Origin of the sequence: Microbacterium sp. RURRCA19A (assembly GCF_900156455.1) — a bacterium.
Lineage (GTDB): Bacteria > Actinomycetota > Actinomycetes > Actinomycetales > Microbacteriaceae > Microbacterium.
Genome location: NZ_FTNQ01000002.1, coordinates 637,262 through 662,851, shown reverse-complemented (window position 1 = coordinate 662,851; position 25,590 = coordinate 637,262). Strand labels below are relative to the sequence as shown.

The following is a 25,590-nucleotide window of genomic DNA, read 5'->3' as shown; positions in this document are numbered from 1 at the left end:
GACCCCGGATGCCGCCCGGGCGCGGGGCCCGTGACGCGGGCGTTCGCGGGCCGGACGCGTGCGCCGGACGTGTGCGCGGGACTCCCTCGGGCGCGGCGGACCGGGGCGGCATCCGTGCACCGGGGCGGTCGTTGCGCGCCCCGGTGCACGAATCGTGCCCCGTCGTGGGGTCAGGTGCGCGTCGCGGTCGGATCCAACTCGGGAGTGGCCGCCTCGTCGCCCGCCGCGGCCTCGAACTGCGACTGGTACAGGCGCCAGTACGCGCCGTGCGCCGAGATCAGTTCGTCGTGCGAACCCTGCTCGACGATGTCGCCGTGCTCCATCACGAGGATGAGGTCGGCGTCGCGGATCGTCGACAGCCGGTGCGCGATGACGAAGGAGGTGCGGCCCTCGCGGAGCGCCGCCATGGCCTGCTGCAACAGCAGCTCCGTGCGCGTGTCGACCGACGACGTGGCTTCGTCGAGGATCAGCACCGACGGCCGTGCGACGAACGCGCGTGCGATCGTGATGAGCTGCTTCTCACCGGCCGAGACGTTCGCGGCATCCTCGTCGAGGACCGTGTCGTACCCCTCGGGTAGAGAGTGCACGAACTGGTCGACGCGCGTCGCGACGGCGGCCTCCACGATCTCTTCGTCGGTGGCCGACTCGCGACCGTACCGGATGTTGTCGCGGATCGTGCCGGCGAACAGCCACGGGTCCTGCAGCACCATGCCGGTGCGCGACCGCACGTCGTCGCGACGGAGGTCGGCGATGTCCTGCCCGTCGAGGAGGATCCGGCCGCCGTCGAGCTCGTAGAACCGCATGATGAGGTTGACGAGGGTGGTCTTCCCCGCCCCGGTCGGACCGACGATCGCAACGGTCTGACCGGGCTCGACCCGGAACGACAGGTCACGGATGAGCGGCCGCTCCGGCGTGTACGAGAAGCGGACCGACTCGAACTCGATGACGCCGTGGCCCTCGACGTGGGCCGGGGCGTCGTCGGCATCCGGGTCTTGCTCGTCGGCGTCGAGGAGCGCGAACACGCGCTCCGCGGAGGCGGTGCCCGACTGCACGACGGCGGCCATTCCACCAAGCTGCGACAGAGGCTGAGTGAACTGCTGCGAGTACTGGATGAACGCCTGCACGTCACCGAGACGGATCTGTCCGCCGGCGACCATCAGGCCGCCCAGCACCGCGATGCCGACGTAGGTGAGGTTCCCGACGAACATCATGCCGGGCATGATCATGCCGGACAGGAACTGGGCCCGGAAGCTCGCCTCGAACAGCTCGTCGTTCTCGACCTCGAACTTCTCCCGCGCGTCCTTCTCGCGGCCGTACACCTTCACGAGCGCGTGGCCCGAGAAGGACTCCTCGATGCGGGCGTTGAGGCGACCGACCTTCTTCCACTGCTCGCCGAAGGCCTTCTGCGACTTGGGGCCGATCACGCCGAAGATCACCGCCATGAGCGGCAGGGAGACGAGGGCGACGAGAGCCAGCTGCCACGAGATGCTGAACATCATGATGAGCACGCCGAGCACCGTCAGCACCGAGGTGAGGGCGCTGGAGAGCGACTGCTGCATCGTCTGCGTGATGTTGTCGATGTCGTTGGTCACGCGCGAGATCAGCTCGCCGCGCTGCACCTTGTCGAAGTAGGACAGCGGCAGGCGGTTGATCTTCGCCTCGACGTCTTCCCGCAGGCGCCACATCGTGCGCACCATGATCACGTTGATGACGTAGCCCTGGATCCACGACAGCAGCGACGAGCCGACGTAGATGGCGAGCACCGTGACGATGACGATGCGCAGCGCGTCGAAGTTGACCCCGGCGCCGACCTGGAAGTTGTCCATCGCCGAGACGATGTTGGCGACGTCGCCTTGACCGGCCGACCGGAGGGCCTCGACGACGGTGTCTTTCGGGGTGCCCTCGGGGAACCCCTGCGCGAGGGATTTCGAGACGACGCCCTCGAAGATGATGTTGGTGGCGTTGCCGAGGACCCGCGGCGCGAGCACCGCGAGCACCACACCGACGGCCCCGAGGAACGAGACGACCGCGAACGCCCAGGCGTGAGGGCGCAGCAGACCGATGAGTCGGCGGAAGCTCGGGCCGAAGGCTGCGGCCTTGCCCGGAGCGACACTGTTCCAGTCGCCGGAGTTCTGCCGCGCCTGCTCGGCGAGCTCGAGTTCCGCGCGGTCTTCTTCGGTGAGGGCGTCGGGCGTGCTCATGCTTCCACCCCCAGCTGCGACTCGACGATCTCGCGATACGTGGCGCTGGACTGCAGGAGGTCGTCGTGGGTGCCGAGTCCGACCATGCGGCCGTCTTCCAGAACCACGATTCGGTCGGCCCCGGTGATCGTCGAGACGCGCTGCGCCACGACGATCTTCGTGACCTCCGGCAACTCTTCCCACAGGGCTCTGCGCAATCGCGCGTCGGTGGTCAGGTCGAGGGCCGAGAACGAGTCGTCGAAGACCAGGACGCGCGGCCGGTGCACGATCGCGCGGGCGATGGCCAGGCGCTGGCGCTGCCCGCCGGACACGTTCGTGCCGCCCTGCGCGATGCGGGCCTCGAGGCCGCCCTCCATCTCTCGCACGAAGTCGCGACCCTGTGCGATCTCGAGCGCACGCCACAGCTCGTCGTCGGTGGCCTCTTCACGCCCGAACCGCAGGTTCGAGGCGACGGTGCCGCTGAAGAGGAACGGACGCTGGGGCACGAGCCCGATCCCGCGCCACAGCTCGTCGAGATCGGCCTGTCGCACGTCGACGCCGCCGACGCGCACGGCGCCGTCGGTCACGTCGAACAGGCGCGGGATGAGCGAGACCAGCGTCGTCTTGCCGGATCCCGTCGATCCGACGATCGCGACGGTTTCCCCCGGAGCCGCGGTGAAGCTGATGCCCGAGACGACGGGGGCCTCGGCGCCGGGGTAGGCGAACGCGACGTCGTCGAAGACGACCTCGCCCGGCGCGGGGAACGCGGCGACCGGGTTCTCGGGACGGACGAGGGTGGAGGTGCTGTCGAGCACCTCGCCGATGCGTTCGGCCGAGACGGCGGCCCGCGGGATCATCACCGTCATGAAGCTCGCCATGAGGACGCCGCCGAGGATCTGCGCGACGTACTGGATGAAGGCGAAGAGCGTACCGATCTCGACCCCGCCGGCGTCGACCTGGATGCCGCCGAACCAGATGACTCCGACCACGGTGACGTTCAGGACGAGCATCGCGAGCGGGAACAGCAGGACGAAGAGGGACCCCACCTTGCGCCCCACCACGAGGATGTCGGTGTTCGCGCCGCGGAACCGCTCTTCTTCGATGCGCTCGCGCACGAACGCGCGCACGACGCGGACGCCGGTCAGCTGCTCGCGCATGATGCGGTTCACGGCGTCGAGCTTGGCCTGGTAGCTGCGGAAGAGCGGCACCATCCGGGCGATGATCAGCGCGACCAGGACCAGCAGGACGGGCACCGCGACGCCGATCAGCCAGCTCAGGCCCACGTCCTGCTGCAGCGCCATGATGATGCCGCCGATGGCCAGGAGCGGGGCGCTGACGAGCATCGTCGCGCCCATCATCGCGAGCATCTGGACCTGCTGCACGTCGTTGGTGTTGCGCGTGATCAGCGAACCGGCGCCGAACTGCGAGAGTTCCCGTTCCGAGAAGCCGCTCACCCGCTCGAACACATCGCGTCGGATGTCGCGCCCGGCGGCCATCGCCGCGCGCGCGGCGAAGTACGTGGCGATGACGGATGCCGTGATCTGCCCGAGCGAGATGACCAGCATGATCGCGCCGCGCGACCAGATGTAGCCGGTGTCGCCGCGGGCGACGCCGAGGTTGATGATGTCGGCGTTCAAGCGCGGCAGGAACAGCGTCGCGACGGCGGACGCAGCCTGGAACGCCAGGATGGCGACGAGGAGCCAGCGGTACTTCGAGAGGTACCGAATGAGGAGCTTTCCGAGCACGACGTTCTCCGGATGTCAGATCGTGGCGGCGCGACCACCGCGGAACAAGAGTCGCACGAACCTCCGACATCGCGGGAGTGCTTCCGCCGACGGCGTACCACGGCCCCGGCATCCCGGCATCCGGGCTCGTAGGCTGGGGCCATGCCCCGACTCCAGGCCGACGCTTCCGCCGCTCTCTGGGTGCCCGTCACCGGTTCGCTCGGGCTGCGCGGCAGGCGCCACCGCAAGGCGGCGATCCGGATGCTCCTGACGCAGGCCAATCGCGCGGTCGGCGCGACCGAACGCCCCGGCAGCGGACTCTTCGCCTGGGTGGCGAGCCAGGCCGCGCCTCTGCTCATGCGCCGCGCCGGGGGCCGCGTGCTGGTGTGGGTGTGGAAGAGCGACCCCGACCTGCTCGTCGTGATGGCGCAGTTGCAGGAGGCGACCTCGCAGCTGCGTGCCGCCCGCGCGATGATGCCGATGGAGTACGACGACACCGAGTCGTTCCGCAATCCTCACCTGGGGGTCGGCGAGAAGCTGGCCATGCCTCTTCCGGCCGACGCGCGCACGCCTCCCTTCGCGACCTACACGTGGGACACCGGGGCGCACTTCGTCACCGTCACCGCCGTGTGCGCCGACCGCGAGCGGTTCGGCACCGTGATCGGCGCGGTCGACGACGTGGCCCGCTCCCTCCGCGTCGTCGACGACCTGCGCGTGGGCGAGTCGGCCACGGTGCTCCGGCTCGGCCCGCCCTGACGGGAGCGGATGCCGCGGCCGGGGCCTCAGCCGCCCGGATGGTCGGCGTCGGACGCCTGAGCCCGCTTCCGTTCGTGAGCCTGCGCGACCCGCTCGCTCGCCCACGACGAGATCGTCGCGACGATGAGCCCGACGAGCACCACACCCCCGGCCATGAGCACGACGGCCGCGAGGCGACCCGTGACCGTGACCGGCGCGTAGTCGCCGTATCCCACCGTCGTCACGGTGCACACGGCCCACCAGATCGCATCGCCGAAGGTCAGGATGTTCGCCCCCGGGGTATGCCTCTCGGCCTGCAGCACGACCAGCGCGACCTGCCAGATGAGCAGCGACACGCTGCCGAGACCGTAGATGATCAGTTGTGCGCGCACCGAGCTGCCCGCCGTGCGGGTGAAGCTCGTCAGGCGCGTCAACGCGCCCAGCAGCCTCAGCGGCCGCAGGATCGGGACGAACACCACGGCGAGATCGAGCAGATGCGCCCGGAACCACACTCCCCGCGGACGTGCCCACAGCAGTCGCACGACGTAGTCGCCGGCGAAGACGACCTGCACCGCGAACATGAACGTGAAGGCGACTCCCTCCCAGCGCCCCCGGACGTCGCCGATGACCTGCGCGGTGTAGACGATCACCCACACCAGGGCGAGGCCCGTGAGCGGCCAGTAGGTCCAGCTCTCCCATCTCCTCGTCGCGGCACTCTCGCCGCGCTGGCGCACCGGAGGGGGAACGGAGGAGAGCGTCATGCTCGCACTCTAGAACCGTCGGTGCGCACCGACGAGGCGTCGCCGCGCCGCAGGGCACCGGGCGAACTCAGCGGGCGCGTCCGTCGTCGTCGCGGTCGAGGAGACCGTGCGGGCGCCACAGCACGACGTCGGTCGCACGGCGTACGCGCGCGCCGTGGCGGAGCGTCACGACCGAGCCGGTCGCGCCGGCCGCGAACACGCGGGCACCGGGGCGCGACTGACGCTCGGCCATCAATTGCCGCTCGAGGTCGGTGACGCGGCGCGCAAGCTCGTGCACCCGCTCTTCGAGCGCGAGGAGCCGCGCGATCGCGGGAAGGCTCATGCCCTCGCTCGACAGGCGCGCGACCTCGCGCAGCTGCTGCACGTGGCGGCTGGAGTACCGCCGCGATCCGCCCTGCGTGCGGGCGGGGACGACCAGACCGAGTCGGTCGTACTGCCGCAGCGTCTGCGGGTGCATGTTCGACAGCTCCGCGGCCACGGCGATCGCGAAGATCGGCGCATCCTCATCGAGTTCCTTGTCGGACACGACCTCTCCTCTCTCGTCGATCGCCTGCTCCTGGCATCCGATTGTGGCGGATGCCAGGAGTCCGGCGTCACTGCCGCGCCTTGGCCATCAGGTCGGCGCGGGGGTTTTCTTTCGGTTCGAGCTCGTGGAAGCGCTCCAGCGCCTCGCGGGCAGCCTCGTCGAGGTGACCGGGGACGGCCACCTGGACCTCGGCGAGCAGGTCACCGGTGCCCTTGGACGAATGGATGCCTCGTCCCTTGACCCGCAGCACGCGGCCGGACGGGGTGCCCGGCGCGACGCGCAGCCGGACGGGCTCGCCGCCGAGGGTCGGGACCTCGATCGTGGCGCCGAGGGCCGCCTCGGTGAAGGTCACGGGAACCGTCAGACGAAGGTTGAGGCCGTCGCGGGTGAACACCGGGTGGGGGCGCACCGCGACCGTCACGACGATGTCGCCGGTCTCCCCGCCGTCCGGAGACGGCCGGCCGCGACCGCGGAGTCGGATCTTCTGGCCGTCGGCGACGCCCGCGGGGATCTTCACCTTGAACGGCACACCGTCCTCGCCCTGCAGCGTGATCGTCTCGCCCTTGGCGGCGGTGACGAAGTCCAGCGTCGTCCGGGCCGTGACGTCGGCGCCGCGCTGCGGACCGCCGAAGCCGCGGTATCCGCCCGTGGTCTGACCGAACCGGCCCGAGCCGAAGCCGCCGCCCTGCTGGTCGAACATCGAGAAGAAGTCCTCGAAACCGCCGGGAGCCGACGCGCCCCCGCGCTGCTGCCCGAACCGGCTGAAGACGTCGTCGAAACCGCCGCCTCCGCCGGCACCGGGCGCGGAGAACCGCGCCCCCGAGCCCATCGCACGGATCTGGTCGTACTCCTCGCGCTGCTCGGGGTCGTTGAGCACCGCGTAGGCCTCGCTGATCTCCTTGAACTTCGCCTCGGCCTTGGCGTCACCCGGGTTCGAGTCGGGGTGGTATTGGCGTGCGAGCTTGCGGTACGTCTTCTTCAGATCGGCAGCGCTCACGCCCTTGTCGACACCGAGGACCTTGTAGAAGTCCTTGTCGAACCAGTCCTGACTCGCCATGTGTCCTCCTACTCGGCCGGCACGGCGACGACGACCTTGGCCGGGCGCAGCTCGACGGAGCCGAGGCGGTAACCGACCTCGACGACCTCGAGCACCGTGGCCTGGGTCACGCCCGGGGTGGGCGCCTGGAAGATCGCCTCGTGCTGCTGCGGGTCGAAGGGCTCGCCGGCCGTGCCGTACGAGACCACGCCGAGCCGCTCCGCCACGGCGCGCACCTTCTCGCCGATCGCGGCGAACGGGGTGCCCTCGACGAGGTCGCCGTGCTTCTCGGCGCGGTCGAGGTCGTCCATCACGGGGAGCAGGCCCTTCACGGCCTCGCCCTTCGCCCGCTCGATCTCGCGCTCGCGCTGCTCCTCGGTGCGCCGACGGTAGTTGGCGTACTCCGCCTGCAGGCGCTTGAGGTCGATCAGCAGCGAGGCCTCCTTGTCGGAGCCCGCCCCCTCGGCGGCGGCCTCGGGGGTCTGCTCGGCGCCGAGGATGTCCTCGATCGTGAGGCCCTCGGCATCCGGGGTCTGGTCCGACGGCGCGGGGCCGGAGGTGTTCTCCTCCGGCCCCGTCTCGTCAGGACCGGCGCCCGAGCCCTGGGGCTGTTCGTCGTCCTTGTGTGCCATCAGTTCTGTCGCTTACTTCTTCTCGTCGGTCTCGTCGTCGACCACTTCGGCGTCGATGACGTCTTCCTCGGGGTTGGGCGTCTCACCGTTGCCGGGCTGGCCGACGTTCGGGTCGGCCTGCTCGCCGGCGGCCTGCGACGACGCGTAGATCGCCTCGCCGAGCTTGCCCTGGCTGGCGTTGAGCTTGTCGAACGCGGTCTTGACCGCGTCGTCGTCGTCGCCCGCGAGCGCCGTCTTCAGAGCGTCGACGTCGGCCTGGACCTCGGTCTTGACCTCTTCGGGCAGCTTGTCCTCGTTCTCCTTGATCAGCTTCTCGATCGAGTAGGACAGGGTCTCGGCCTGGTTGCGGGTCTCGGCGGACTCGCGGCGCTTCTTGTCTTCCGCCGCGTTCTCCTCGGCCTCGCGGACCATGCGCTCGATGTCTTCCTTCGGGAGGGACGAACCGCCCGTGATGGTCATCGACTGCTCCTTGCCCGTGCCCTTGTCCTTCGCGGACACGTGCACGATGCCGTTGGCGTCGATGTCGAAAGTGACCTCGACCTGGGGGATGCCACGGGGAGCCGGGGCGATACCGGTGAGCTCGAACGTTCCCAGCGGCTTGTTGTCACGCGTGAACTCGCGCTCGCCCTGGAAGACCTGGATCGCGACCGACGGCTGGTTGTCGTCGGCGGTGGTGAAGGTCTCGCTGCGCTTGGTCGGGATGGCCGTGTTGCGCTCGATGAGCTTGGTCATGATGCCGCCCTTGGTCTCGATACCGAGGCTCAGGGGGGTGACGTCGATGAGCAGGACGTCCTTGCGCTCGCCCTTGAGGACACCGGCCTGGAGGGCTGCGCCCACGGCCACGACCTCGTCGGGGTTGACGCCCTTGTTCGCGTCGCGACCGGTCTCCTTCTTCACCAGCTCGGCGACCGCGGGCATGCGGGTCGAGCCGCCGACGAGCACCACGTGCGCGATGTCGTCGACCTTGACGCCGGCCTCGCGGATGACATCCGAGAAGGGCTTGCGGGTGCGGTCGAGGAGGTCCTTCGTCAGGTCCTCGAACTTGGCGCGGGTCAGCGTCTCGGACAGCGACACGGGGCCCGAGTCGGTCAGCGAGAGGTAGGGCAGGTTGATGGATGCCGAGGTCGAGCTCGACAGCTCCTTCTTCGCCTGCTCCGCGGCCTCCTTGAGGCGCTGCAGCGCGATCTTGTCGCCCGAGACGTCGACACCGGTGGTGTCCTTGAACTGCTTGATGAGGTAGTCGACGACGCGCTGGTCCCAGTCGTCTCCACCGAGGCGGTTGTCGCCGGCGGTGGCGCGCACCTGGATCGTGGAGAAGTCGTCGTCCTTGCCCACCTCGAGCAGCGAGACGTCGAACGTTCCGCCACCGAGGTCGAAGACGAGGATCAGCTCGTCCTCCTTGCCCTTGTCGAGGCCGTACGCGAGGGCCGCGGCGGTGGGCTCGTTGATGATGCGCAGGACGTTGAGGCCCGAGATCTCGCCGGCCTCCTTGGTGGCCTGACGCTCGGCGTCGTTGAAGTACGCGGGCACCGTGATGACGGCATCCGTCACGCTGTCGCCCAGGTACTCCTCGGCGTCGCGCTTGAGCTTCTGGAGGATGCGCGCGGAGATCTCCTGCGGCGTCCACTTCTTGCCGTCGACGTCGAACGTCCAGGTCGTGCCCATGTGGCGCTTGACCGACGAGACTGTGCGGTCGACGTTGGTGACGGCCTGGCGCTTGGCGGTCTCGCCGACGAGCACCTCGCCGTCCTTGGTGTACGCGACGACCGACGGGGTCGTGCGGAAGCCTTCGGCGTTGGCGATGACCTTCGGCTCGCCACCCTCGAGCACGCTCACGACGGAGTTGGTCGTCCCGAGGTCGATTCCCACTGCACGTGGCATATGTGTCTCCTTGATCATGAGCCGGGCGGATGCCACGACTCGGGGTTTCGTGAAGTCTGCTGCGCGGGTTGAGCCGCGATGACTCAAGGCTAGCGCAGGCCGTTCCGGGCGTCAAGCAGACTTGATATGGATTGGCTCAACTTCTGTTGCTGCACGTTTATGGCCCCGGGGCCACATGCGACGCCCCGGGGCCACGAAGGACGCCCCACGTCACCGGCATCCACCCCGTTCCGGATGCCGCGACGTCGACGCCCCCGCGACCGGAAGGTCACGGGGGCGTCGAACGGATGCCGCGGAGTCAGTCGCGATCGCGATCGCGGCGCTGTGGCCGGTCGCTGCGCTTGGCGGAGCGACCGCCCTGATCCAGGCGCAGGTCGATGAGCTGGCCCGAGATGCGCGTGTCGGTGAGGCGGTTGAGGGTGTCGCGCGACAGGTCTGCGGGGAGCTCGACGAGCGAGAAGTCCTGGCGGATCTGGATCGCGCCGAAGTCGTTGCGACGCAGGCCCCCCTCGTTCGCGAGGGCGCCGACGATCTGCCGCGGCTCGACCCGCTGCCGACGTCCGACCGCGATGCGGTACGTCGCGAAGCGGCCGTCGCTGCTGCGTCGGTCGCCGCGGTCGCCGCCGTCGCGCCCACCCTCGCGCGGCGCGCGGTCGCGGTCGCGGTCCGAGCGATCGCGGTCGAACCGGGGCTGCGAGATCGGCTCCTCCGCCATCAACAGCGGAGTGTCACCCTGCGCGACCACGGCGAGCGCCGCGGCGACGTCGGCCTCGGGCACGTCGTGGTGGGCGACGTAGTGGGCGACGACGTCGCGGAACGTCGCGATCGCGGCGGTGTCCTCGAGCGCGGCGGTGATCGCGTCGTCGAAGCGGGTCAGGCGCGTCGCGTTGACGTCGTCGACGCTGGGCAGTGACATCTCGGTGAGCGGCTGGCGGGTCGCCTTCTCGATCGCGGTGAGCATGCGGCGCTCGCGCGGGGTCACGAAGCTGATGGCATCCCCGGTGCGCCCGGCACGGCCGGTGCGGCCGATGCGATGCACGTACGACTCGGTGTCGATCGGCAGGTCGTAGTTGACGACGTGGCTGATGCGGTCGACGTCCAGACCGCGGGCCGCGACGTCGGTGGCGACGAGGATGTCGAGCTTGCCGGACTTCAGTTGGTTGACCGTGCGCTCGCGCTGCACCTGGGCGACGTCTCCGTTGATCGCGGCGGCGGTGTAGCCGCGGGCGCGCAACTTCTCGGCGACGGTCTCGGTCTCGTTCTTCGTGCGGGTGAAGACGATCATGCCCTCGAAGTTCTCGACCTCGAGGATGCGGGTGAGCGCATCGATCTTCTGCTGGTACGACACGATCAGGTAGCGCTGGGTGATGTTCGTCGAGGTCGCGGTCTTGGTCTTGACCGTGATCTCTTCGGGGTCGTTGAGGTACTGCGCCGAGATCCGGCGGATCTGCGCCGGCATCGTCGCCGAGAACAGCGCCACCTGCTTGGTGGAGGGGGTGTCGGCGAGGATCGTCTCGACGTCCTCCGCGAAGCCCATCTTCAGCATCTCGTCGGCCTCGTCGAGCACGAGGTACTTCAGCTCGCTGAGGTCGAGCGTCCCCTTGTCGAGGTGGTCCATGATGCGACCGGGCGTGCCCACGACGATGTCGACGCCGCGGCGCAGCGCCGACAGCTGCTGGCCGTAGCCCTGCCCGCCGTAGACGGGGAGCACCGAGACGCCCTTGATGTGGGCGGCGTACTTCTCGAACGCCTCGCACACCTGCAGGGCGAGTTCGCGGGTCGGGGCCAGCACGAGGGCCTGCGGATTCTTGTGGCCGGTCTCCATCTGCGACAGCACCGGGAGGGCGAACGCGGCGGTCTTCCCCGTGCCGGTCTGGGCGAGGCCGACCACGTCGCGGCCCTGCAGGAGGACGGGGATCGTGGCGGCCTGGATGGCCGACGGGGTCTCGTAGCCGACGTCCTTGAGGGCCTTGAGCACAGCGGCATCCAGTCCCAGGTCGGCGAAGGTGAGCTGCTCGGGGGCGGTGTCCGCCTCTGCGGAGGGGACGGGGTTTTCGGATGCCATGACTCCACGGTAGTCCGCCACCCCGGGAATCCCCTTGTCCAGGCCGTGCGAGGTCTAGCCTGAGCGGGCGCACCGACGGTGGTGCGTCCGCGCCGGAGGTCTCCGCGCGTTCACCGAAGGGTTCTAGCGTGAGCGACATGTCCTCTCCCGGCACCGCGTCCGCGGCATCCCTCCCCTCCGTCGACGGCAAGCGCCCCGTCCTCGCCTGGGCGCTGTGGGACTGGGGTTCGGCAGCGTTCAACGCGGTCGTCACGACCTTCGTGTTCAGTACCTACCTGTCGAGTTCGCTGTTCGTGGACCCCGCGATCGTCGCGGCCGCCGGCGACGACGACCGCAACCCCGCGCTGGTGAAGGCGCTGGCCGAGAACGCGAGCCTCGTCGGCACCGCGCTGATGATCGCGGGGATCGCGGTCGCACTGCTGGCACCCGTGCTCGGCCAGCGCAGCGACGGCTCCGGGCGCCGCAAGCTGTGGCTCGCGATCAACACGGGCGTCATCGTGCTCGCCATGGCCGCGATGGTGTTCGTCGAAGGCGCGCCCCAGTACCTCGTGCTGGGCGCGACGCTGCTGGCGGTCGGAAACGTCTTCTTCGAGTTCGCGAGCGTGAACTACTACGCGATGCTGTCGCAGGTCTCCACCCGCGAGAACGTGGGACGGGTGTCGGGGTTCGGCTGGGGCATGGGCTACGTCGGCGGCATCGTGCTGCTGCTGCTCCTCCTGGTGCTCTTCATCCAGGGATTCGGCAACCCGGATGCCGCCGGCCTCCTCGCCGTCCCGAAGGACGGCGGTCTGAACGTGCGGTTGGCGGTCCTGGCATCCGCGGTCTGGTTCGCGGTGTTCGCCATCCCGGTGCTCGTGCGGGTACCCGAGATCCCGGCGCAGAGCCGGAGGGTCCGCGTGGGCTTCTTCGCGTCGTACGTGCTGCTGTGGGGGACGCTGCGTTCGCTGTGGCGCGACAGCCGGCCGGTGCTGCTGTTCCTCGTCGCCAGCGCCATCTTCCGCGACGGCCTCACCGGCGTCTTCACCTTCGGCGCGATCATCGCGGCGCAGGTGTTCGGGTTCTCGTCGACCGAGGTGCTGTACTTCGCGGTCGCCGCGAACGTGGTCGCCGGCATCAGCACGATGTTCGCCGGACGCCTCGACGACCGCTTCGGCCCGAAGCGCGTCATCGTCTTCTCGCTCGCGGGCCTCATCGTGCTGGGCACCGTGATCCTGTTCATCGGCACGTCGCAGCCCGCGTTTTGGGTCGCCGGGCTCGGGCTCGGACTCTTCGTCGGTCCCGTGCAGTCGGCCAGCCGCACCTACCTGTCGCGGGCGACTCCCGAGGGCCGCGAGGGTGAAATCTTCGGGCTCTACGCCACGACCGGTCGCGCGGTCTCGTTCCTCGCTCCCGGACTTTTCGCCCTGTTCGTCTCGCTGACCGGCGACACCCGGCTCGGGATCGTCGGGATCGTGCTGATCCTCGCGGTGGGCCTGGCGCTGATGATCCCCGTGCAGAACCGCGGCGCCGAGATCCGCTGACGCGGTTCGGGCCGTGCCGGGCTCCGGAGACTCCGACCGGCTTCCGCTCTCACCGTGCGATCCAGCGTCCGCCGGGGTCGGTTGCTCCGGAGCGCGGCACACGCCTCTCCCGGCACTCCGGCCCGGATGCCGACAGGCCACCCCGGATTCCGGCACGCCGGCCCGGATGCCGCGGACTCAGTCCTGCGGCCAGGCGTCGGCGAACTTCGCCAGGAGGCGGGCGAAGTCGGCGCGCTCGGCCTCGGTGAAGGACTCCAGGGCGGAGCGCACGGCATCCCTCCGCCGACCCCGGAAGCTGGAGACGAGCCGTTCGCCCTCGGCGGTGATCCGCACGCGCGTGCGCCGGGCGTCGTCGGGGTCGGGCTCGCGCTCCACCAGCCGCATCTGCACGCCCTGTTGCACGAGGCGAGACGCGCGGGGCTGGTCGACGCCGACCGCGTCGGCGATCTCGCTCACGGTCAGTGACCCGGGTGCCGCGATGAGCGCGTCGAGCATCCGCAGGCGCGCGACGCCGGCGAACCGTCCTTGACCGGGGTCGGCCCACGGCGGACCGCCATGGAACGGATGCCGACCGTGATGTTCGTAGCCGTGCGGACCGCCGTGACCCCCGCCCGGACCGAAGGGCGGGCGCGGGCGCCGACCGCGGAGCTTGGCGAGGGCGGCGGCGATCTCGTCGGCGGGGTCGGCGGTCATGGCGCCGATTTTACATGTCTCTTGACAAGTATTCGGAATACATGTCACAGTACATCCGTTGTCACATGACATGTAACCGGCGGGCCCTCCGCCACACGAAAGGAACACCCCATGAACACCTCCACACCTCTGGACCCCCGCAGCCTCGCCCATCGCCTCACCACGGTCGGGCACGCGCTGCACCACCGCCTGTTCGCGCAGCTGCGCGACAGCGACCTGCACCCCAAGACCGTCCTCGTGCTCCGCGCGATCGACGGCCGCATCGACGCCCCGTGGATCGCCGAGCGCCTCGCCCGCGGCGGCAAGCGCGTCACTGCGCTCGCCGAACGCGGATGGATCGAGCGCACCGACGACGGCTGGGCGCTGACCACGGAGGGTCGCGAGATCCTCGACCGGGTGGATGCCGACCGCACGGCGCTCCTCGCCGACGTCCCCGCCGAAGAGCTCGAACGCCTCGTCGCCGCGCTCGACGCGGTGTCGGCGGCGCTCGGCATCGACGAGTCCGACGCGGCGCCGTTCGGCCCCGGCCGCGGACCCGGCATGCGCGGCTTCGGTCCGTTCGGCCCCGGGTTCGGCCCCGGCGCGCGGGGTTTCGGCCCCGGGTTCGGCCCCGGCATGCGCGGCTTCTGCCCCGGCATGCGCGGTGAGCGCACCGTCGAGCACGACGGCACCCCCCACGGCCGCGGATGCGACCCCCGCCACGCCGGCCACGCGCCGCACGGCGGACAGCACCACGGGCGACACGGGCACGACGGCCGCGGCCACGACCGCCGGGCCGAGCAGCGCGCGTACGAGCGCGGCTTCGATGCCGGGTACAGCCGGGGCCGCGAAGGTTCCGCAACCCGTGAGTCCGCGGCATCCGAGTGATCCCCGATAAACGCGATCCGCGACGAGACACGGCACGACGCCGCGTTTCTCGCCGGGAATCGCGTTTATCAGCGGATGCGGCGCCGCCGCACGCGGGCCACACCCGGAGCGCTACGCCGCACACGCGCCACACCCGGAGCACCCGCCGCACACGCGCCGCGCCCGGATGCGGCGCCGGCCGCACCCGGAGCGCACCCGCCGCACGCCGGCCGCACCCGGAGCGCCCGCACCGAACAGCCCCGTCTACGCGACGGGGCTGTTCGCGTGGGGTCAGCGTCCGGGCGAGCCGGCGTCGGTCGAGCCGACGTTCGTGCGATGGAAGTTCAGCGCCGAACGCGACGCCGTCGGGCCGCGCTGGCCCTGGTAACGGTTGCCGTAGGGCCCCGATCCATACGGGTTCTCGGCCGGAGACGTCAGACGGAAGTAGCAGACCTGGCCGATCTTCATGCCGGGCCAGAGCTTGATCGGCAGCGTCGCGACGTTCGAGAGCTCGAGGGTGACGTGACCCGAGAATCCCGGGTCGATGAAGCCGGCGGTCGAGTGCGTGAGCAGCCCGAGGCGTCCGAGCGACGACTTGCCCTCGAGGCGCGCAGCGACGTCGTCGGGCAGCGTGACGCGCTCGAACGTCGATCCGAGCGCGAATTCACCCGGGTGCAGGATGAACGGCTCATCGGGCTCGACCTCGATGAGGCGGGTGAGCTCGGGCTGGTCCTCGGCGGGATCGATGAACGGGTACTTGTGGTTGTCGAACAGCCGGAAGTACCGGTCGAGGCGCACGTCGACGCTCGACGGCTGCACCATCGCCGGATCGAAGGGGTCGAGCCCCAGGCGGCCGTCGGCGAGTTCGGCGCGGATGTCGCGATCGGAGAGCAGCACGCGCCCAGCCTAGGGCGTGGGGCCTGCGCCGGTGGCGCGGGGTTCGCCAGATCACGTGATCTGGGCGAACCCACCCGCAATGCCGCGCCACGGCGGGTGATCTCGGCCACATCACGTGATCTGGGCATTCATGACGCCGAACCGCGGCCCGGATGCCACGGGAGACGCTGTTATGCTGGCGGGAGTGCCTCACGGCGCTCGGGGCTGTAGTTCAATGGCAGAACTTCTGCTTCCCAAGCAGACAGCGCGGGTTCGATTCCCGTCAGCCCCTCCACATGTATCGCGCGCTCGGCATCCTGATCGGCGCTCTCCTCGCGCTCGGCCTCACGGCGTGCGGGCCATCTACGCAGCCGGAGCCCACGAAAGCGCCCGGCGCGACCACCGTCGCGTTCTACGGCGACTCGTACACGCGCGGCACGGGCGCGAGTTCGTCCGAGAAGCGGTGGTCGACGATCATCTGCGCCGAGCGCGGGTGGACCGAGATCAACCGCAGCGAGAACGGCCTCGGCTTCGTGAACCGCCGGGCGAGCATGGGGCCGGGGCTCGACGACATCCCCGCGCAGATCATCCGCGACGAGCCCGACATCGTCTTCGTCACGATGGGTCTGAACGACAACTTCAGCTACGACAGCGCCGCCGCCGAGATCCACGCGGCGATAGACAGCGACCTCGACCGGCTGCGCCAGGGGCTCCCGCGCGCGCGGATCGTCGTGGTCGAACCGTTCTGGTGGACCGCCGACCGGCCGGCATCCGTCGACGTCATCATCGGCTGGGTGCGCGACGCGGCCGACCGGATCGGCGCCGACCACATCGCCGGCGCGAGCCACTGGCTCGATGGCCACTACGCCGACGACGCCGACAGTTGGATGGCCGGCGACGGACTCCACCCCGACGACGTCGGCTACGCCCGGATCGCCGAGCGAATGGATGCCGAGCTCCGAGCGCTCGGCCTCTGACACCGCCGCGGCTACGCCGCGCGCGCCTGGCGTCAGGCCCCTGCCACGACCGGCACGCGCTCCGAAACGAGGAGATCCTTGGCGATCCGGCCCGCCTTGGCCACGACGACCACATTCTCGGGAGATCCCAGAGCGGATATGTCCGCCAGCGGGTCGACGTCGGCAACGACGAAGTCGGCGATCTTGCCGGCTTCGAGCGTGCCCAGTCGGTCGTCGACGCGAAGGAGCTCGGCCGCGTGCGCCGTGCCCGCGCGCAGCGCGTCCATCGGCGACATGCCGAGCTCGACGAGGTGCGAGAGCTCGGCGAGGTTGCGCCCGTGCGGGCAGATCCCCGAGTCGGTGCCCATGGCGAAACGCGCCCCCCGCTCGATGGCGCGAGCGATGTTCACCCGTGTGATCTCGACCCAGCGCACCTTCTTCTCGTAGTGGAACGGCCGCATGTGCTCCTTGACGAGCGGCGTGAAGACCGTGGAGAGCGTCGGCACGAGGAACGTGCCGTTCTCCCCCGCCAGGTCGATCCCCTCGTCGTCGATGCCGTAGGCGTGCTCGACGCTGTCGACGCCGCCGCGCAACGCCGCGATGATACCGGCGGTTCCCTGCGCGTGGGCGGCGATGGGTCGACCGCCGTGGCGGTCGACCTCGTCGCGGATAGCTCGGATCTCTTCCGCCGTGATCCCCTCGTCGGTCGGCTGGTCGTGGGGACTGGACATCCCACCCGTCGTGCAGACCTTGATCACGTCCGCACCGTCGCGCAGCAGGCGGCGCGTGGCCGTGCGCACCTCGTCGACGGTGTCGGCGATCTCATCGGCCGCGGAAATGTGGTACTTCACATGACCGCCGGGGAGGTGGAAGTCCGAGTGCCCTCCCGTGTGACTCATGATGCGCACGGCCGTGTGCAGGCGTGGCCCCATCACGAGCCCCTGCTCGACCGCGGCCTTGTGCCCCAGAGTCAACCCGGCGAGGTCGCGCGCCGTCGTCACCCCCGCGTGGAGGGTCTGCTCGAGTCGACGCCCGGTCTCGAACACCACCTGCACCGGGTCAGTGGTGAGGTCGTGGAAGGGACCGTCGCCGGAGTCGAAGCCGAGGTGCACGTGCGCGTCGATGAAGCCGGGGAGAAGCGTGCGTCCCCCGAGATCGCGTGTGACCGCCGCCGCGACGACGGGCGCGCGGGCGGCGGGGCCCGCGAAGAGGATGCGCCCCTCCGCGTCGACATGCAATTCGGCATCCGGCACGGGAGCCGCGCCGGTGCCGTCGATCAGCCGGGCGCCGGTCAGGCGAAGGGAGACGGGGGAGATCGTCATCAGTGGATCCTTTCGAGGGCGGTCTCGAGCGTGAAGCCGGGGGAGCCGGGCACGGATGCCAGCAGCTCGCGGGTGTAGGGATGCTGCGGTGCCGCGAACACGTCACGGACGGATCCGTACTCGACGATGTCGCCGGCGCTCATGACCGCGACCTCGTCGCACACGACGTTGACCACCGCGAGGTTGTGCGAGATGAACAGCATCGTCAGCCCCAGGTCGCGTCGGAGTTCCGCGAGCAGCCGCAGCACCTCGGCCTGCACCGAGACGTCCAGCGCCGAAGTGACCTCGTCCGCGATGAGGACGCGGGGCTCAACGGCGAGACCGCGCGCGATGGCGATGCGCTGGCGCTGACCCCCCGAGAACTCGTGGGGGTAACGCCCGACGGCGTCGCGCGGGATGCGTACGCGATCCAGCAGTTCGTCGATCCGCGCGCGGGAGCCTCGCACCGAAGGACGAACGGGGTCGACGGCCTCAGCGAGCGCCTGGCCGACCGTTCGGCGGGGATTCAGCGACGAGTAGGGGTCCTGCGGAATGAGCTGGACGCTCCGGTGCAGCTTTCTGCGCGCCGCGCGATCGGCATCGCCGACATCGATGTCCGCCACCTCCACGACACCCGACGTGGGGGCGACGGAGCCGACGAGCACTTTGGCGAGCGTCGATTTGCCCGAGCCGGACTCGCCGACGAGACCGACGGCGGAGCCGGACGCAACGTCGAGATCGACGCCGCGCAGCACTTCGGTCTTTCCGAACGAGACGCGAAGATCCCGCGCGCTGACGATGGAGCCGAGATCCGTCATGCGGACACCTCCGGGCGGGCGACGTCGAACGCGGGGTTGGCCTCGAGCAGGCTACGCGTGTAGGGGTGGCGGGCGTGCTCGAGGTCGAGATGTGCGGCTGGCAGCTCCTCGACGATCTCGCCGTCCTTCATCACGAGCACGCGATGGCAGAGGGCGCGCACCACGGCGATGTCGTGCGAGATGAACAACAGTGCGCATCCGTTCTCGATGCTCACACGGCGGAGCTCCCGGAGGATCTCGCGCTGGACGGTCACATCGAGGGCCGTCGTCGGCTCGTCGGCGATGATCAGTTCGGGCGTGACGGTGAGGGCGGACGAGAGCATCGCCCGCTGCCGCATCCCCCCGGACCACTCATGAGGACGTTGGCGCATGCGGCGCGGCGCGTCGGAGACCCGCACCGCCTCGAGCGCTTCCTTGACGGCGGAGTCGGCCTCGGAGCGACTCCGGCCGAAGTGGGCGCGAAGAACCTGACCCAGCTGAGCGCCCATCCGCAGAGCCGGGTTGAACGTCGTTCCCGGATCCTGGTACACGAGCGCGATCGCCCGGGCCATCACCGCGGGCAGCTGTCGCCGCAGCAGATCTTTCTCGCCCAGGGTGAGCCGACGAGCACTCGCTTCCAGACCCTCGGGAAGGAGGCGAGCCACGGTCAGGGCGGTGAGCGACTTGCCCGACCCCGACTCCCCGACGATGCCGAGCATCTCGCCTCGCCCGATGCTGAACGAGACGCCCTTGACCAGAGCGACGCCGTCGGCACGCGAGACCACGACGTTCTCGGCGTGCAGCAGCGCGTCGCCGGGCGCGTGCAACTCGGTCGGCCGCATGGGAGCGGCACGACCCGGCGCGGATCGACGCGGATCGGCGCGAGCGGCGAGACCGTCGCCGACGAGCATGGCCGCGACACCGGCGAGCACGATGAGCGCGGCGGGACCGACCACCTGATACGCGCGACCCGCCAGGAGCGACGGAAGCGCCTCGTTCAGAAGCTTGCCGTAGTCGTAGGCGGGCGATTGAACGCCGAGCCCGACGAAGGACAACGCGGAGATAGCCGTCAGAGAAGCGGCGAAGGTGGAGGCCGTCAGCACCAGGACCGGCTCCGCGATGTTCGGCAGGACGTGCCGACGCAGGACGGCGAGCGGCGGCACGCCGAGCAGCCGTGCAGTCTCGACGTAGTCGCGATGCAGGACGGATCCAGCGAGATTGGCGGCGAGCCTGGCGAAGTACGGGATGCCGGACACCCCGATCGCGACGACGGCCGAGGGCGCACTCGCACCGAGGATCGCAGCGACGACGAGAGCGAGCAGGAGGCCCGGGAAGGCGACGAGGCTGTCGATCGCGCGCAGGGCGAGCTCCCGCGGCCGCCCGGGCAGGAGTTGCACGACTCCGCCGAGCAACACGCCCCCGATGACGGCGATGAGGGTCGCCCCCGCGGTCATCAGCAGCGTGAGACGGGTCGCCACCAGGCTTCGGGCGAACATGTCGTGCCCCAACGCATCGGTTCCCAGCCAGTGCTCGGGGCTCGGCGGTTGCGACCGCGCGCCCAGGGCGTCGGCCTGGCTCTGGAGCACGAGGGGAGCGACCACGGCGGTGATCAGCAGAATTGCGGCGAGCACGAGCCCGGCGATGAGTCCGGCGCCGCCGGCACGTCGCCCGGGGGCGCTGCGCGCCGTGGATGCGACAGGGTCAGAGATCTGCATGACGTCCTCCGAGGGTGCGCGGGTCGACGATGCCGAGCAGGATGTCGACGAGCAGGTTGACCAGAGCGGCGACGAGGCCGATGACGAGCACCATCCCTTGGATGACGGGGAAGTCGCGGTTCAGGATGGCCTGGATGATGCCGGTGCCGAGGCCGGGAAGCGCGAAGACGCTCTCGATGACGAGGGCGCCCCCCAACATGCCGCCCAGGATCAGGCCGCTCAGGGTCAGGGTCGAGGTGAGGAGGTTCGGGAGCGCGTTGCGGATGTACAAGGCGGCGGTACCGAGGCGCCACCCGCGTGCCGTGCGTATGTAGTCCTCGGCCAGCACCACCGCCGTCTCCCGGCGCACGAGACGCGACACCATGCAGATCGGCCCGACCGAGAGCGCGATCACGGGGAGAACGAGCGAGGCGACCGGGGCCGAAGCGAGGTAGGCCGGCGGGAGAAGCCACAGAAAGCCCACACCGGTGCCGAGGAGCACGACGAGGATCGTCGCGAAGATGTAGCCGGGGAGCGAGTCGAGGAGACCCGTGACCGCGCCGAAGCCGGTGTCCAGCCACGAACGTCGCCCGCCACGGGTGAGCACACCGATCGTCAGACCGAGGGGAATCGAGACGAGCAGCACGAGGACGATGCTCGACAGCGCGATCGCTGCGGTGAACGGCAGGCGTGCAGCGATCAGCTCCGCGACCGGGCGCCCGTACATGAAGGACTGTCCGAGATCGCCCTGTACGAGTCCGCCGACGTACACGGCGAATTGCTCCCACACGGGGAGGTCGAGTCGCAGCCGCGAGCGCAGCGCCTCGATCTGCACGGTCGTCGCATCGGGACCGGCCAGTGCAACGGCGGGGTCGCCCGGGATGAGCTGAACGATGAGGAAGGACACCACGACCAGCACCGCGATAGTCGCCGCCAGGCCCGCCCCGCGGCGCACGGCGAACCCGATCCAGGGGGAGGTCGCCGTCCGACGTGGCGGCGGCGCTGTGGCCGGCCGAGCGTGCGCGAGCTGTGTCATGGTGTCCTTCCTCGCCGTCACCGGGTGATGCGCATCGTCGACACGTCGAGGTAGTCGCCGAAGGCGCGGATGCTGAATCCGTCGGCCATGAAGACGATCCCGGGCGTGCTCACCAGCGGCACGGCGTCGACGCGCTGGAGGATGCTCTCCTGAGCGTCGCCCAGCGCGGCGCACTTCTCGGTGGCGTCGGTGACGCTCATCGCCCGCAGCAGAGCGGCGTAGCCCGCGTCATTCGCCGCGCCCGTCTTCGAACGGCCGCCGTCTTCCGTCACCGGACCCATCGCCCGCAGCAGTGACGACGGCAGCGTGCCCATGATGTTCACGTCGCCCTGCAGCGTCATGTCCCAATCCGACCCGCCGGCACCGGTGGTGGAAGACCAGGTGGCGTTGTCCAGCGCGTTCACCTCGACGGTTGCCCCCTGCGCGCGCAGAACCTCGGCGATGTAGTCGTTTGCGGCACCGAATCCAGTGGTCCCGATGAGGCGGATGGTGACGCCCGACAGGGTGTCCGTGGCATCCGCGTCGTACGCGATGGCGTCGGCGGGGTCGTCGACGACACAGGCCAGGGCGTTCGAGGCGAGCGTGTGCAGCACCTCGCCGCGTCCGTTCGTCACGACGTCGTTGACCGCGCTGGGGTCGATGGCACGGGCGACGGCGAGGCGCAGATCGCGGTTGTCGGCGAAGACCGTGCCGGGTCGCTCGTTGAAGACGAGGTAGCTCGTCGAGTTGGTGTAAGTGACCGAACGGAAGCCGCTCGCGCTCTCCATGCGATCCACGGCGTCTCCGAAGACCGGGGCGAGGTCGATCGCTCCCGCCATGAGCTGCGTGGCCACAGTGGCGTCGTCTGCGATGGGGGTGAGCACGACCGTGCGGGCCGGGCGGCCCTCGAGAGGCGTTGCGAATGCGGGCCACTGGTCGTAGCCATCGCGCAGAGCGAAGGTGTAGGACACCGCGGGCTGCGCTGAGGCGAGGGTGTACGGGCCGGTGGTCGCCCCGACGACCGTCCCGGCGGCGAGTCCGTCGAGATCGGCCAGGCCGGGAGCGCACACGATGCCGGACTGCGGCAGGCTGACACCCACGGGGAGGTCCGACCACGGCTCGGACAGCGACACCGTCACCGTACGGGCCGCGTCATCCGCGGTGACCGTCGCGGTCCCGGCGCCGATGGCCAGGCTGCGCGCCGACGAACCCGTCTCCGGGTCCATGAAACGCGCGAGGGACGCAGCGACGGCGTCGGGAGTGAGGGGGGATCCGTCGGAGCAGGTCGCGTCATCGCGCAGAGTGAAGACGTAGTTGCTCGCGTCGACGGCCTGCCACGAACTCGCGAGGCCGCCCACGAGCTCGTTGCCGTCGTCGCGGCGCAGCAGGGTGTCATAGAGCAGCCGCGCCGTCGTGTAGTCGTCGGTGGCGCGGGAGAGCGCCGGGTCGAAGGTGCTCGGATCGGTGAGCAGCGTGGTGCGGATGGTTTCCACATCGCTGCCGCCGTTCACCTCCCCGCTCGCCGCGCAGCCGGCGGTCGCGAGCACGCCCACCACGGCCAGAGTGGATGCGAGAAGACGATGCGATCGCGCCACGGTTCCTCCAATTGGATACAAGAACTGCTTTTCGGGATACTTTCTCCAATGATGCGGTGTTCGCGCGAATCGGCGACTCCACTGGCCAAGACCGCACGAATCGCTCGATCGGAAGGCTGCCAACGCATGGATATCCCTGAGCTCGACGCGTTGGATTTCCGCATTGTTAACGCGCTCCAGTTGCATCCGCGTGCCTCGTGGGCCGAGTTGTCGGGCGTTCTGTCGTCGGATGCGAGCACGCTCTCACGCCGCTGGAGCCGCCTCACCGATAGCGGAGCGGTGTGGTCGAGTTGCTTCTACATGCCGCTCGAGCGCCGGAAGCGGCAGCCGCTCGCGTTCGTCGAGGTGCTCTGCCACCCCGCCGGGCTCGACGAGACCGTCGACGCCCTCGCGGTGATCCCCGAGGTGTTCAGCGTGCATGGCACCTCGGGCGACCGCCAGGTCTACGTCACCGTGGGGGCGGCCTCCCTTGCGGAGATCGATCAGTGCGTACGCACGCGCATCGCCACCGTGCCTGGCGTCACGACCACACGAGCGCACTATGTGCGGCGGGTCTTTCAAGAAGGCGGGCAGTGGCGCCTCGGCGTGCTCACCGATGCTCAAACCGCGGCGATCGCCGCCCGTCGACCGCAGCCCGCGACCGACCTCGCTGCGGAACCGACCCCGGAGGAGTGGAGTGCGCTCGAAGCGCTGGCCGACGACGTCCGCCGTCCACTCGCTCAGATCCGGGAACGTACCGGCGGCTCACTGGCGGCGGTGTCCCGACGGGTCACGACGCTGCTCGGCGCGGACTGGGCGCATTGGCGCATCGACGTCGCGCACCGCGCGCTCGGGTACGAATGTGCCGTGATGCTCTGGCTGCGCGCTCCCCAGGAGAATCTCGAGCAGATCGCCACGTCCTTCCGGCTCCTGCCGGAATCGCGCCTGATCGCTTCGGTCACCGGGCCGGCGAACCTCGCGATCTCCCTCTGGCTGCGGGATTTGGCCGACCTCGACGACCTCGAACAGCGCGTGGCCAAGGTCTACCCCCAGCTGTCGTTCACGGACGTGTGGGTCGTCCCTCGGGTTTACAAGCGAGCGGGGCATGTCCTCGACGCGAACGGGATGCAGGCGCGACACGTGGCCTTCCGTGAGAGCGGCGGGGACTGAAGCCGTCAGCGGCGGAGCGGACGACGTCGCGACATGGCACGCAGACCTAGTTTACGATCTGCGAATATCACTCTTAAAGACTTTTTGATCTGTCAATGCCGAAGTAATATCAGTGCATGGCTGCTCCTACACCGGTCCCCGTCACACGCGGCCTGCGGACGATCGGACAGAACGTGGCCGATCAACGGAAGCTGATGAATCTCACGGCAAAGATGGTCGCCGAGCGGGCAGGGGTCAATCCCCAGACGATCAGCAAGCTCGAGAACGGCGAGGGCACGACGCTGGAGATCGCTCTGCGCGTGCTGCGCGTCCTCGGCCTGTTGGATGCCGTCGTCACCGCGACCGATCCCTTCCAGACCCCGCGCGGGCGGCTGATGGCCGACGAGAAGCTGCCGCAACGGGTGCGAGTCCGCGGCGATGCCTGACAGCTACTCGGTGACGACGACGCTCGGACGGGAGGAGGTCGTCGCCGGGACCCTGTACCGGACACGCACGTCGGGGACGTTCGTCTACGACATCGACTACCTGCGCCGCCGCGACGCCTTCGCCCTCGTTCCCGCTCTCGGGCTGTTCCCCGGCCCGCAGAGCCTCGGGCCGCCGAACCCGTTCAGCGACTCCGCACCCGACACCTGGGGACGAAAGGTGCAGAATCGAGCCACGGGCCGGCGCCTCGACGACCTCACACTCATGCTCGGAGTGAACGACGAGGGACGCCAGGGCGCGACGCGCTTCTGGCGGGACGGCACAGCTATCGCCGACGGCGATGGAGTGCCCGCTGAGGCGGACCTGTCCGAGATCATCCAGGTCGCCGACCAGATCGAACTCGACGATCCCGACATCGACGAGGTCGCGCTGCGGCGCTTGTTCCGGGCGACCGGCTCCCTGGGCGGGGCACGGCCGAAGGCCAATGTCCGACTCGGCGACGAATTGTGGCTCGCGAAGTTCCCCACACCTCGCGGCGACGACTGGAACGTCATGGCGTGGGAGGCATCCATGCTCGATGCGATGGACCACTGGGGGATCGACGTTCCCGCTCGGAGAACGAAACAGATCACGGTGGAGGGCACCGTCCGGACGATCCTGTTCCTGCGTCGGTTCGATCGGGGGGCTGGCGGGGTCCGGATCCCGTACATCTCGGCGATGACGGCGCTCGAGTCTCGGGACGGCGACGGGGGTGACTGGCTCGACCTCACCGATTTCGCGCGCGCCCACGGCGCGGACGTCCCGCAGTTGTGGCGGCGTGCGGTCTTCGGCGTCCTGGTCGGCAACCTCGACGATCACCTGCGCAACCACGGCTTCCTCCGGCGAGGAGGCGGTTGGGCGCTCTCACCCGCATTCGACGTGAACCCCCAACCCGGCGACCACGGCGACGATCATGAACTCGCGCTGTTCGGCTCCACGACCCTGGATGTCAGCTCCTTCCTCACGAGGGAAGCCCTCTCGATGTTCGGGCTGAGCGCCGCCGAGGCTCGAACCCACCTCGCCGCGCTCCTCCCTCTTCTGGGTGCCCTGCCGCGCTTCGCCGAGGACCACGGCGCCGATGCGCGAAGCATCCGACTCATGCAGACTCGCCTCGAAGCGGCTGCAGCCCGGCTCGGGTGAGGTCAC

The 25,590-nt window shown here is 69.7% G+C and carries 22 protein-coding genes and 1 tRNA gene; 8 read left to right on the top strand and 15 right to left on the bottom strand.

What is annotated here, in order from left to right; genetic code table 11:
- Positions 1–170: 170 nt before the first annotated feature.
- Together BW982_RS11050 and BW982_RS11045 are read right to left on the bottom strand one after the other, a co-directional pair.
- Positions 171–2,201, bottom strand: coding sequence for an ABC transporter ATP-binding protein (locus BW982_RS11050; RefSeq protein WP_076493165.1), 2,031 nt, complete (start codon positions 2,199–2,201; stop codon positions 171–173).
- Positions 2,198–3,925, bottom strand: coding sequence for an ABC transporter ATP-binding protein (locus tag BW982_RS11045; protein WP_076493163.1), 1,728 nt, complete (start codon positions 3,923–3,925; stop codon positions 2,198–2,200). The genes BW982_RS11050 and BW982_RS11045 overlap by 4 nt, the downstream gene beginning before the upstream one ends.
- 141 nt (positions 3,926–4,066) lie before the next feature.
- On the opposite strand from BW982_RS11045, the gene BW982_RS11040 reads away from it, so the two are divergent.
- Positions 4,067–4,660, top strand: coding sequence for a hypothetical protein (locus tag BW982_RS11040; RefSeq protein WP_076493162.1), 594 nt, complete (start codon positions 4,067–4,069; stop codon positions 4,658–4,660).
- Positions 4,661–4,686: 26 nt separating this feature from the next.
- On the opposite strand, the gene BW982_RS11035 is transcribed toward BW982_RS11040, so the two are convergent.
- The 6 genes from BW982_RS11035 to BW982_RS11010 form a co-directional block, all read right to left on the bottom strand.
- Positions 4,687–5,400: a potassium channel family protein gene (locus BW982_RS11035; RefSeq protein ID WP_083696647.1), complete on the bottom strand. Its 714-nt coding sequence runs from the start codon at positions 5,398–5,400 to the stop codon at positions 4,687–4,689.
- A 67-nt stretch (positions 5,401–5,467) separates the two neighbouring features.
- Positions 5,468–5,926, bottom strand: coding sequence for a heat shock protein transcriptional repressor HspR (locus BW982_RS11030; RefSeq protein WP_076493159.1), 459 nt, complete (start codon positions 5,924–5,926; stop codon positions 5,468–5,470).
- A 67-nt stretch (positions 5,927–5,993) separates the two neighbouring features.
- Positions 5,994–6,983, bottom strand: coding sequence for a DnaJ C-terminal domain-containing protein (locus tag BW982_RS11025; RefSeq protein WP_076493157.1), 990 nt, complete (start codon positions 6,981–6,983; stop codon positions 5,994–5,996).
- Positions 6,984–6,991: 8 nt separating this feature from the next.
- Complete coding sequence (locus tag BW982_RS11020) at positions 6,992–7,594, bottom strand: nucleotide exchange factor GrpE (protein WP_076493156.1); 603 nt, start codon at positions 7,592–7,594, stop codon at positions 6,992–6,994.
- Between the two features lie 12 nt (positions 7,595–7,606).
- Positions 7,607–9,475, bottom strand: coding sequence for a molecular chaperone DnaK (dnaK, locus tag BW982_RS11015; protein ID WP_076493154.1), 1,869 nt, complete (start codon positions 9,473–9,475; stop codon positions 7,607–7,609).
- Between the two features lie 298 nt (positions 9,476–9,773).
- Entirely contained in the window at positions 9,774–11,540 is a 1,767-nt protein-coding gene (locus tag BW982_RS11010; RefSeq protein ID WP_076493153.1) for a DEAD/DEAH box helicase, read from the bottom strand.
- 137 nt (positions 11,541–11,677) lie between these two features.
- Between BW982_RS11010 and BW982_RS11005 the strand changes: the two genes are divergently transcribed.
- Positions 11,678–13,060 (top strand): MFS transporter, encoded by a 1,383-nt coding sequence (locus BW982_RS11005; RefSeq protein WP_076493697.1) that lies wholly within the window; start codon positions 11,678–11,680, stop codon positions 13,058–13,060.
- Between the two features lie 177 nt (positions 13,061–13,237).
- On the opposite strand, the gene BW982_RS11000 is transcribed toward BW982_RS11005, so the two are convergent.
- The gene (locus BW982_RS11000) at positions 13,238–13,753 is read right to left on the bottom strand and encodes a MarR family winged helix-turn-helix transcriptional regulator (protein ID WP_076493151.1); all 516 of its coding nucleotides are present in this window, start codon (positions 13,751–13,753) and stop codon (positions 13,238–13,240) included.
- A gap of 111 nt (positions 13,754–13,864) precedes the next feature.
- Between BW982_RS11000 and BW982_RS18250 the strand changes: the two genes are divergently transcribed.
- Positions 13,865–14,620: a MarR family winged helix-turn-helix transcriptional regulator gene (locus BW982_RS18250; protein ID WP_076493149.1), complete on the top strand. Its 756-nt coding sequence runs from the start codon at positions 13,865–13,867 to the stop codon at positions 14,618–14,620.
- A 270-nt stretch (positions 14,621–14,890) separates the two neighbouring features.
- Here BW982_RS18250 and dcd read toward each other — a convergent pair whose 3' ends face one another.
- Positions 14,891–15,496, bottom strand: a complete 606-nt coding sequence (gene dcd, locus BW982_RS10990) for a dCTP deaminase (protein WP_076493148.1) — start codon at positions 15,494–15,496, stop codon at positions 14,891–14,893.
- 200 nt (positions 15,497–15,696) lie between these two features.
- On the opposite strand from dcd, the gene BW982_RS10985 reads away from it, so the two are divergent.
- Together BW982_RS10985 and BW982_RS10980 are read left to right on the top strand one after the other, a co-directional pair.
- Positions 15,697–15,770, top strand: a tRNA-Gly gene (locus tag BW982_RS10985).
- A 1-nt stretch (position 15,771) separates the two neighbouring features.
- Positions 15,772–16,452: an SGNH/GDSL hydrolase family protein gene (locus BW982_RS10980; protein ID WP_076493146.1), complete on the top strand. Its 681-nt coding sequence runs from the start codon at positions 15,772–15,774 to the stop codon at positions 16,450–16,452.
- 32 nt (positions 16,453–16,484) lie between these two features.
- On the opposite strand, the gene BW982_RS10975 is transcribed toward BW982_RS10980, so the two are convergent.
- From BW982_RS10975 to BW982_RS10955, 5 genes are read right to left on the bottom strand one after another with little or no spacing between them, the layout of a single operon-like run.
- Positions 16,485–17,753, bottom strand: a complete 1,269-nt coding sequence (locus BW982_RS10975) for a metal-dependent hydrolase family protein (protein WP_175611089.1) — start codon at positions 17,751–17,753, stop codon at positions 16,485–16,487.
- Positions 17,753–18,550, bottom strand: coding sequence for an ABC transporter ATP-binding protein (locus BW982_RS10970; protein WP_076493143.1), 798 nt, complete (start codon positions 18,548–18,550; stop codon positions 17,753–17,755). The genes BW982_RS10975 and BW982_RS10970 overlap by 1 nt, the downstream gene beginning before the upstream one ends.
- Entirely contained in the window at positions 18,547–20,244 is a 1,698-nt protein-coding gene (locus BW982_RS10965; RefSeq protein ID WP_083696646.1) for a dipeptide/oligopeptide/nickel ABC transporter permease/ATP-binding protein, read from the bottom strand. Before BW982_RS10965 ends, BW982_RS10970 begins: the two co-directional genes overlap by 4 nt.
- The gene (locus BW982_RS10960; RefSeq protein ID WP_076493142.1) at positions 20,231–21,259 is read right to left on the bottom strand and encodes an ABC transporter permease; all 1,029 of its coding nucleotides are present in this window, start codon (positions 21,257–21,259) and stop codon (positions 20,231–20,233) included. Before BW982_RS10960 ends, BW982_RS10965 begins: the two co-directional genes overlap by 14 nt.
- Positions 21,260–21,276: 17 nt before the next feature.
- Positions 21,277–22,833 carry an ABC transporter substrate-binding protein gene (locus tag BW982_RS10955; RefSeq protein ID WP_076493140.1) on the bottom strand — a complete coding sequence of 519 codons (1,557 nt, stop codon included), beginning with the start codon at positions 22,831–22,833 and terminating at the stop codon, positions 21,277–21,279.
- Here BW982_RS10955 and BW982_RS10950 point away from each other — a divergent pair.
- The 3 genes from BW982_RS10950 to BW982_RS10940 all read left to right on the top strand — a co-directional run bounded on the left by BW982_RS10950 (position 22,819) and on the right by BW982_RS10940 (position 25,584).
- Entirely contained in the window at positions 22,819–23,982 is a 1,164-nt protein-coding gene (locus BW982_RS10950; protein WP_139327415.1) for an Lrp/AsnC family transcriptional regulator, read from the top strand. The two genes, BW982_RS10955 and BW982_RS10950, sit on opposite strands and share 15 nt — an antisense overlap.
- A 116-nt stretch (positions 23,983–24,098) precedes the next feature.
- Positions 24,099–24,407, top strand: coding sequence for a helix-turn-helix domain-containing protein (locus BW982_RS10945; RefSeq protein ID WP_076493136.1), 309 nt, complete (start codon positions 24,099–24,101; stop codon positions 24,405–24,407).
- Entirely contained in the window at positions 24,400–25,584 is a 1,185-nt protein-coding gene (locus BW982_RS10940; RefSeq protein ID WP_083696644.1) for a type II toxin-antitoxin system HipA family toxin, read from the top strand. The genes BW982_RS10945 and BW982_RS10940 overlap by 8 nt, the downstream gene beginning before the upstream one ends.
- Positions 25,585–25,590: the final 6 nt, after the last annotated feature.

Coding starts and splice junctions, on each gene's coding strand:
- BW982_RS10970 (WP_076493143.1), bottom strand. CDS start 18,550: ATGACGGATCTCGGCTCCATCGTCAGCGCGCGGGATCTTCGCGTCTCG.
- BW982_RS10965 (WP_083696646.1), bottom strand. CDS start 20,244: ATGCAGATCTCTGACCCTGTCGCATCCACGGCGCGCAGCGCCCCCGGG.
- BW982_RS10960 (WP_076493142.1), bottom strand. CDS start 21,259: ATGACACAGCTCGCGCACGCTCGGCCGGCCACAGCGCCGCCGCCACGT.
- BW982_RS11005 (WP_076493697.1), top strand. CDS start 11,678: ATGTCCTCTCCCGGCACCGCGTCCGCGGCATCCCTCCCCTCCGTCGAC.
- BW982_RS18250 (WP_076493149.1), top strand. CDS start 13,865: ATGAACACCTCCACACCTCTGGACCCCCGCAGCCTCGCCCATCGCCTC.
- BW982_RS10945 (WP_076493136.1), top strand. CDS start 24,099: ATGGCTGCTCCTACACCGGTCCCCGTCACACGCGGCCTGCGGACGATC.
- BW982_RS11020 (WP_076493156.1), bottom strand. CDS start 7,594: ATGGCACACAAGGACGACGAACAGCCCCAGGGCTCGGGCGCCGGTCCT.
- BW982_RS11000 (WP_076493151.1), bottom strand. CDS start 13,753: ATGACCGCCGACCCCGCCGACGAGATCGCCGCCGCCCTCGCCAAGCTC.
- BW982_RS11010 (WP_076493153.1), bottom strand. CDS start 11,540: ATGGCATCCGAAAACCCCGTCCCCTCCGCAGAGGCGGACACCGCCCCC.
- BW982_RS10950 (WP_139327415.1), top strand. CDS start 22,819: ATGCGATCGCGCCACGGTTCCTCCAATTGGATACAAGAACTGCTTTTC.
- BW982_RS11040 (WP_076493162.1), top strand. CDS start 4,067: ATGCCCCGACTCCAGGCCGACGCTTCCGCCGCTCTCTGGGTGCCCGTC.
- BW982_RS11050 (WP_076493165.1), bottom strand. CDS start 2,201: ATGAGCACGCCCGACGCCCTCACCGAAGAAGACCGCGCGGAACTCGAG.
- BW982_RS11035 (WP_083696647.1), bottom strand. CDS start 5,400: ATGACGCTCTCCTCCGTTCCCCCTCCGGTGCGCCAGCGCGGCGAGAGT.
- BW982_RS11025 (WP_076493157.1), bottom strand. CDS start 6,983: ATGGCGAGTCAGGACTGGTTCGACAAGGACTTCTACAAGGTCCTCGGT.
- dnaK (WP_076493154.1), bottom strand. CDS start 9,475: ATGCCACGTGCAGTGGGAATCGACCTCGGGACGACCAACTCCGTCGTG.
- BW982_RS10940 (WP_083696644.1), top strand. CDS start 24,400: ATGCCTGACAGCTACTCGGTGACGACGACGCTCGGACGGGAGGAGGTC.
- BW982_RS10975 (WP_175611089.1), bottom strand. CDS start 17,753: ATGACGATCTCCCCCGTCTCCCTTCGCCTGACCGGCGCCCGGCTGATC.
- BW982_RS10980 (WP_076493146.1), top strand. CDS start 15,772: ATGTATCGCGCGCTCGGCATCCTGATCGGCGCTCTCCTCGCGCTCGGC.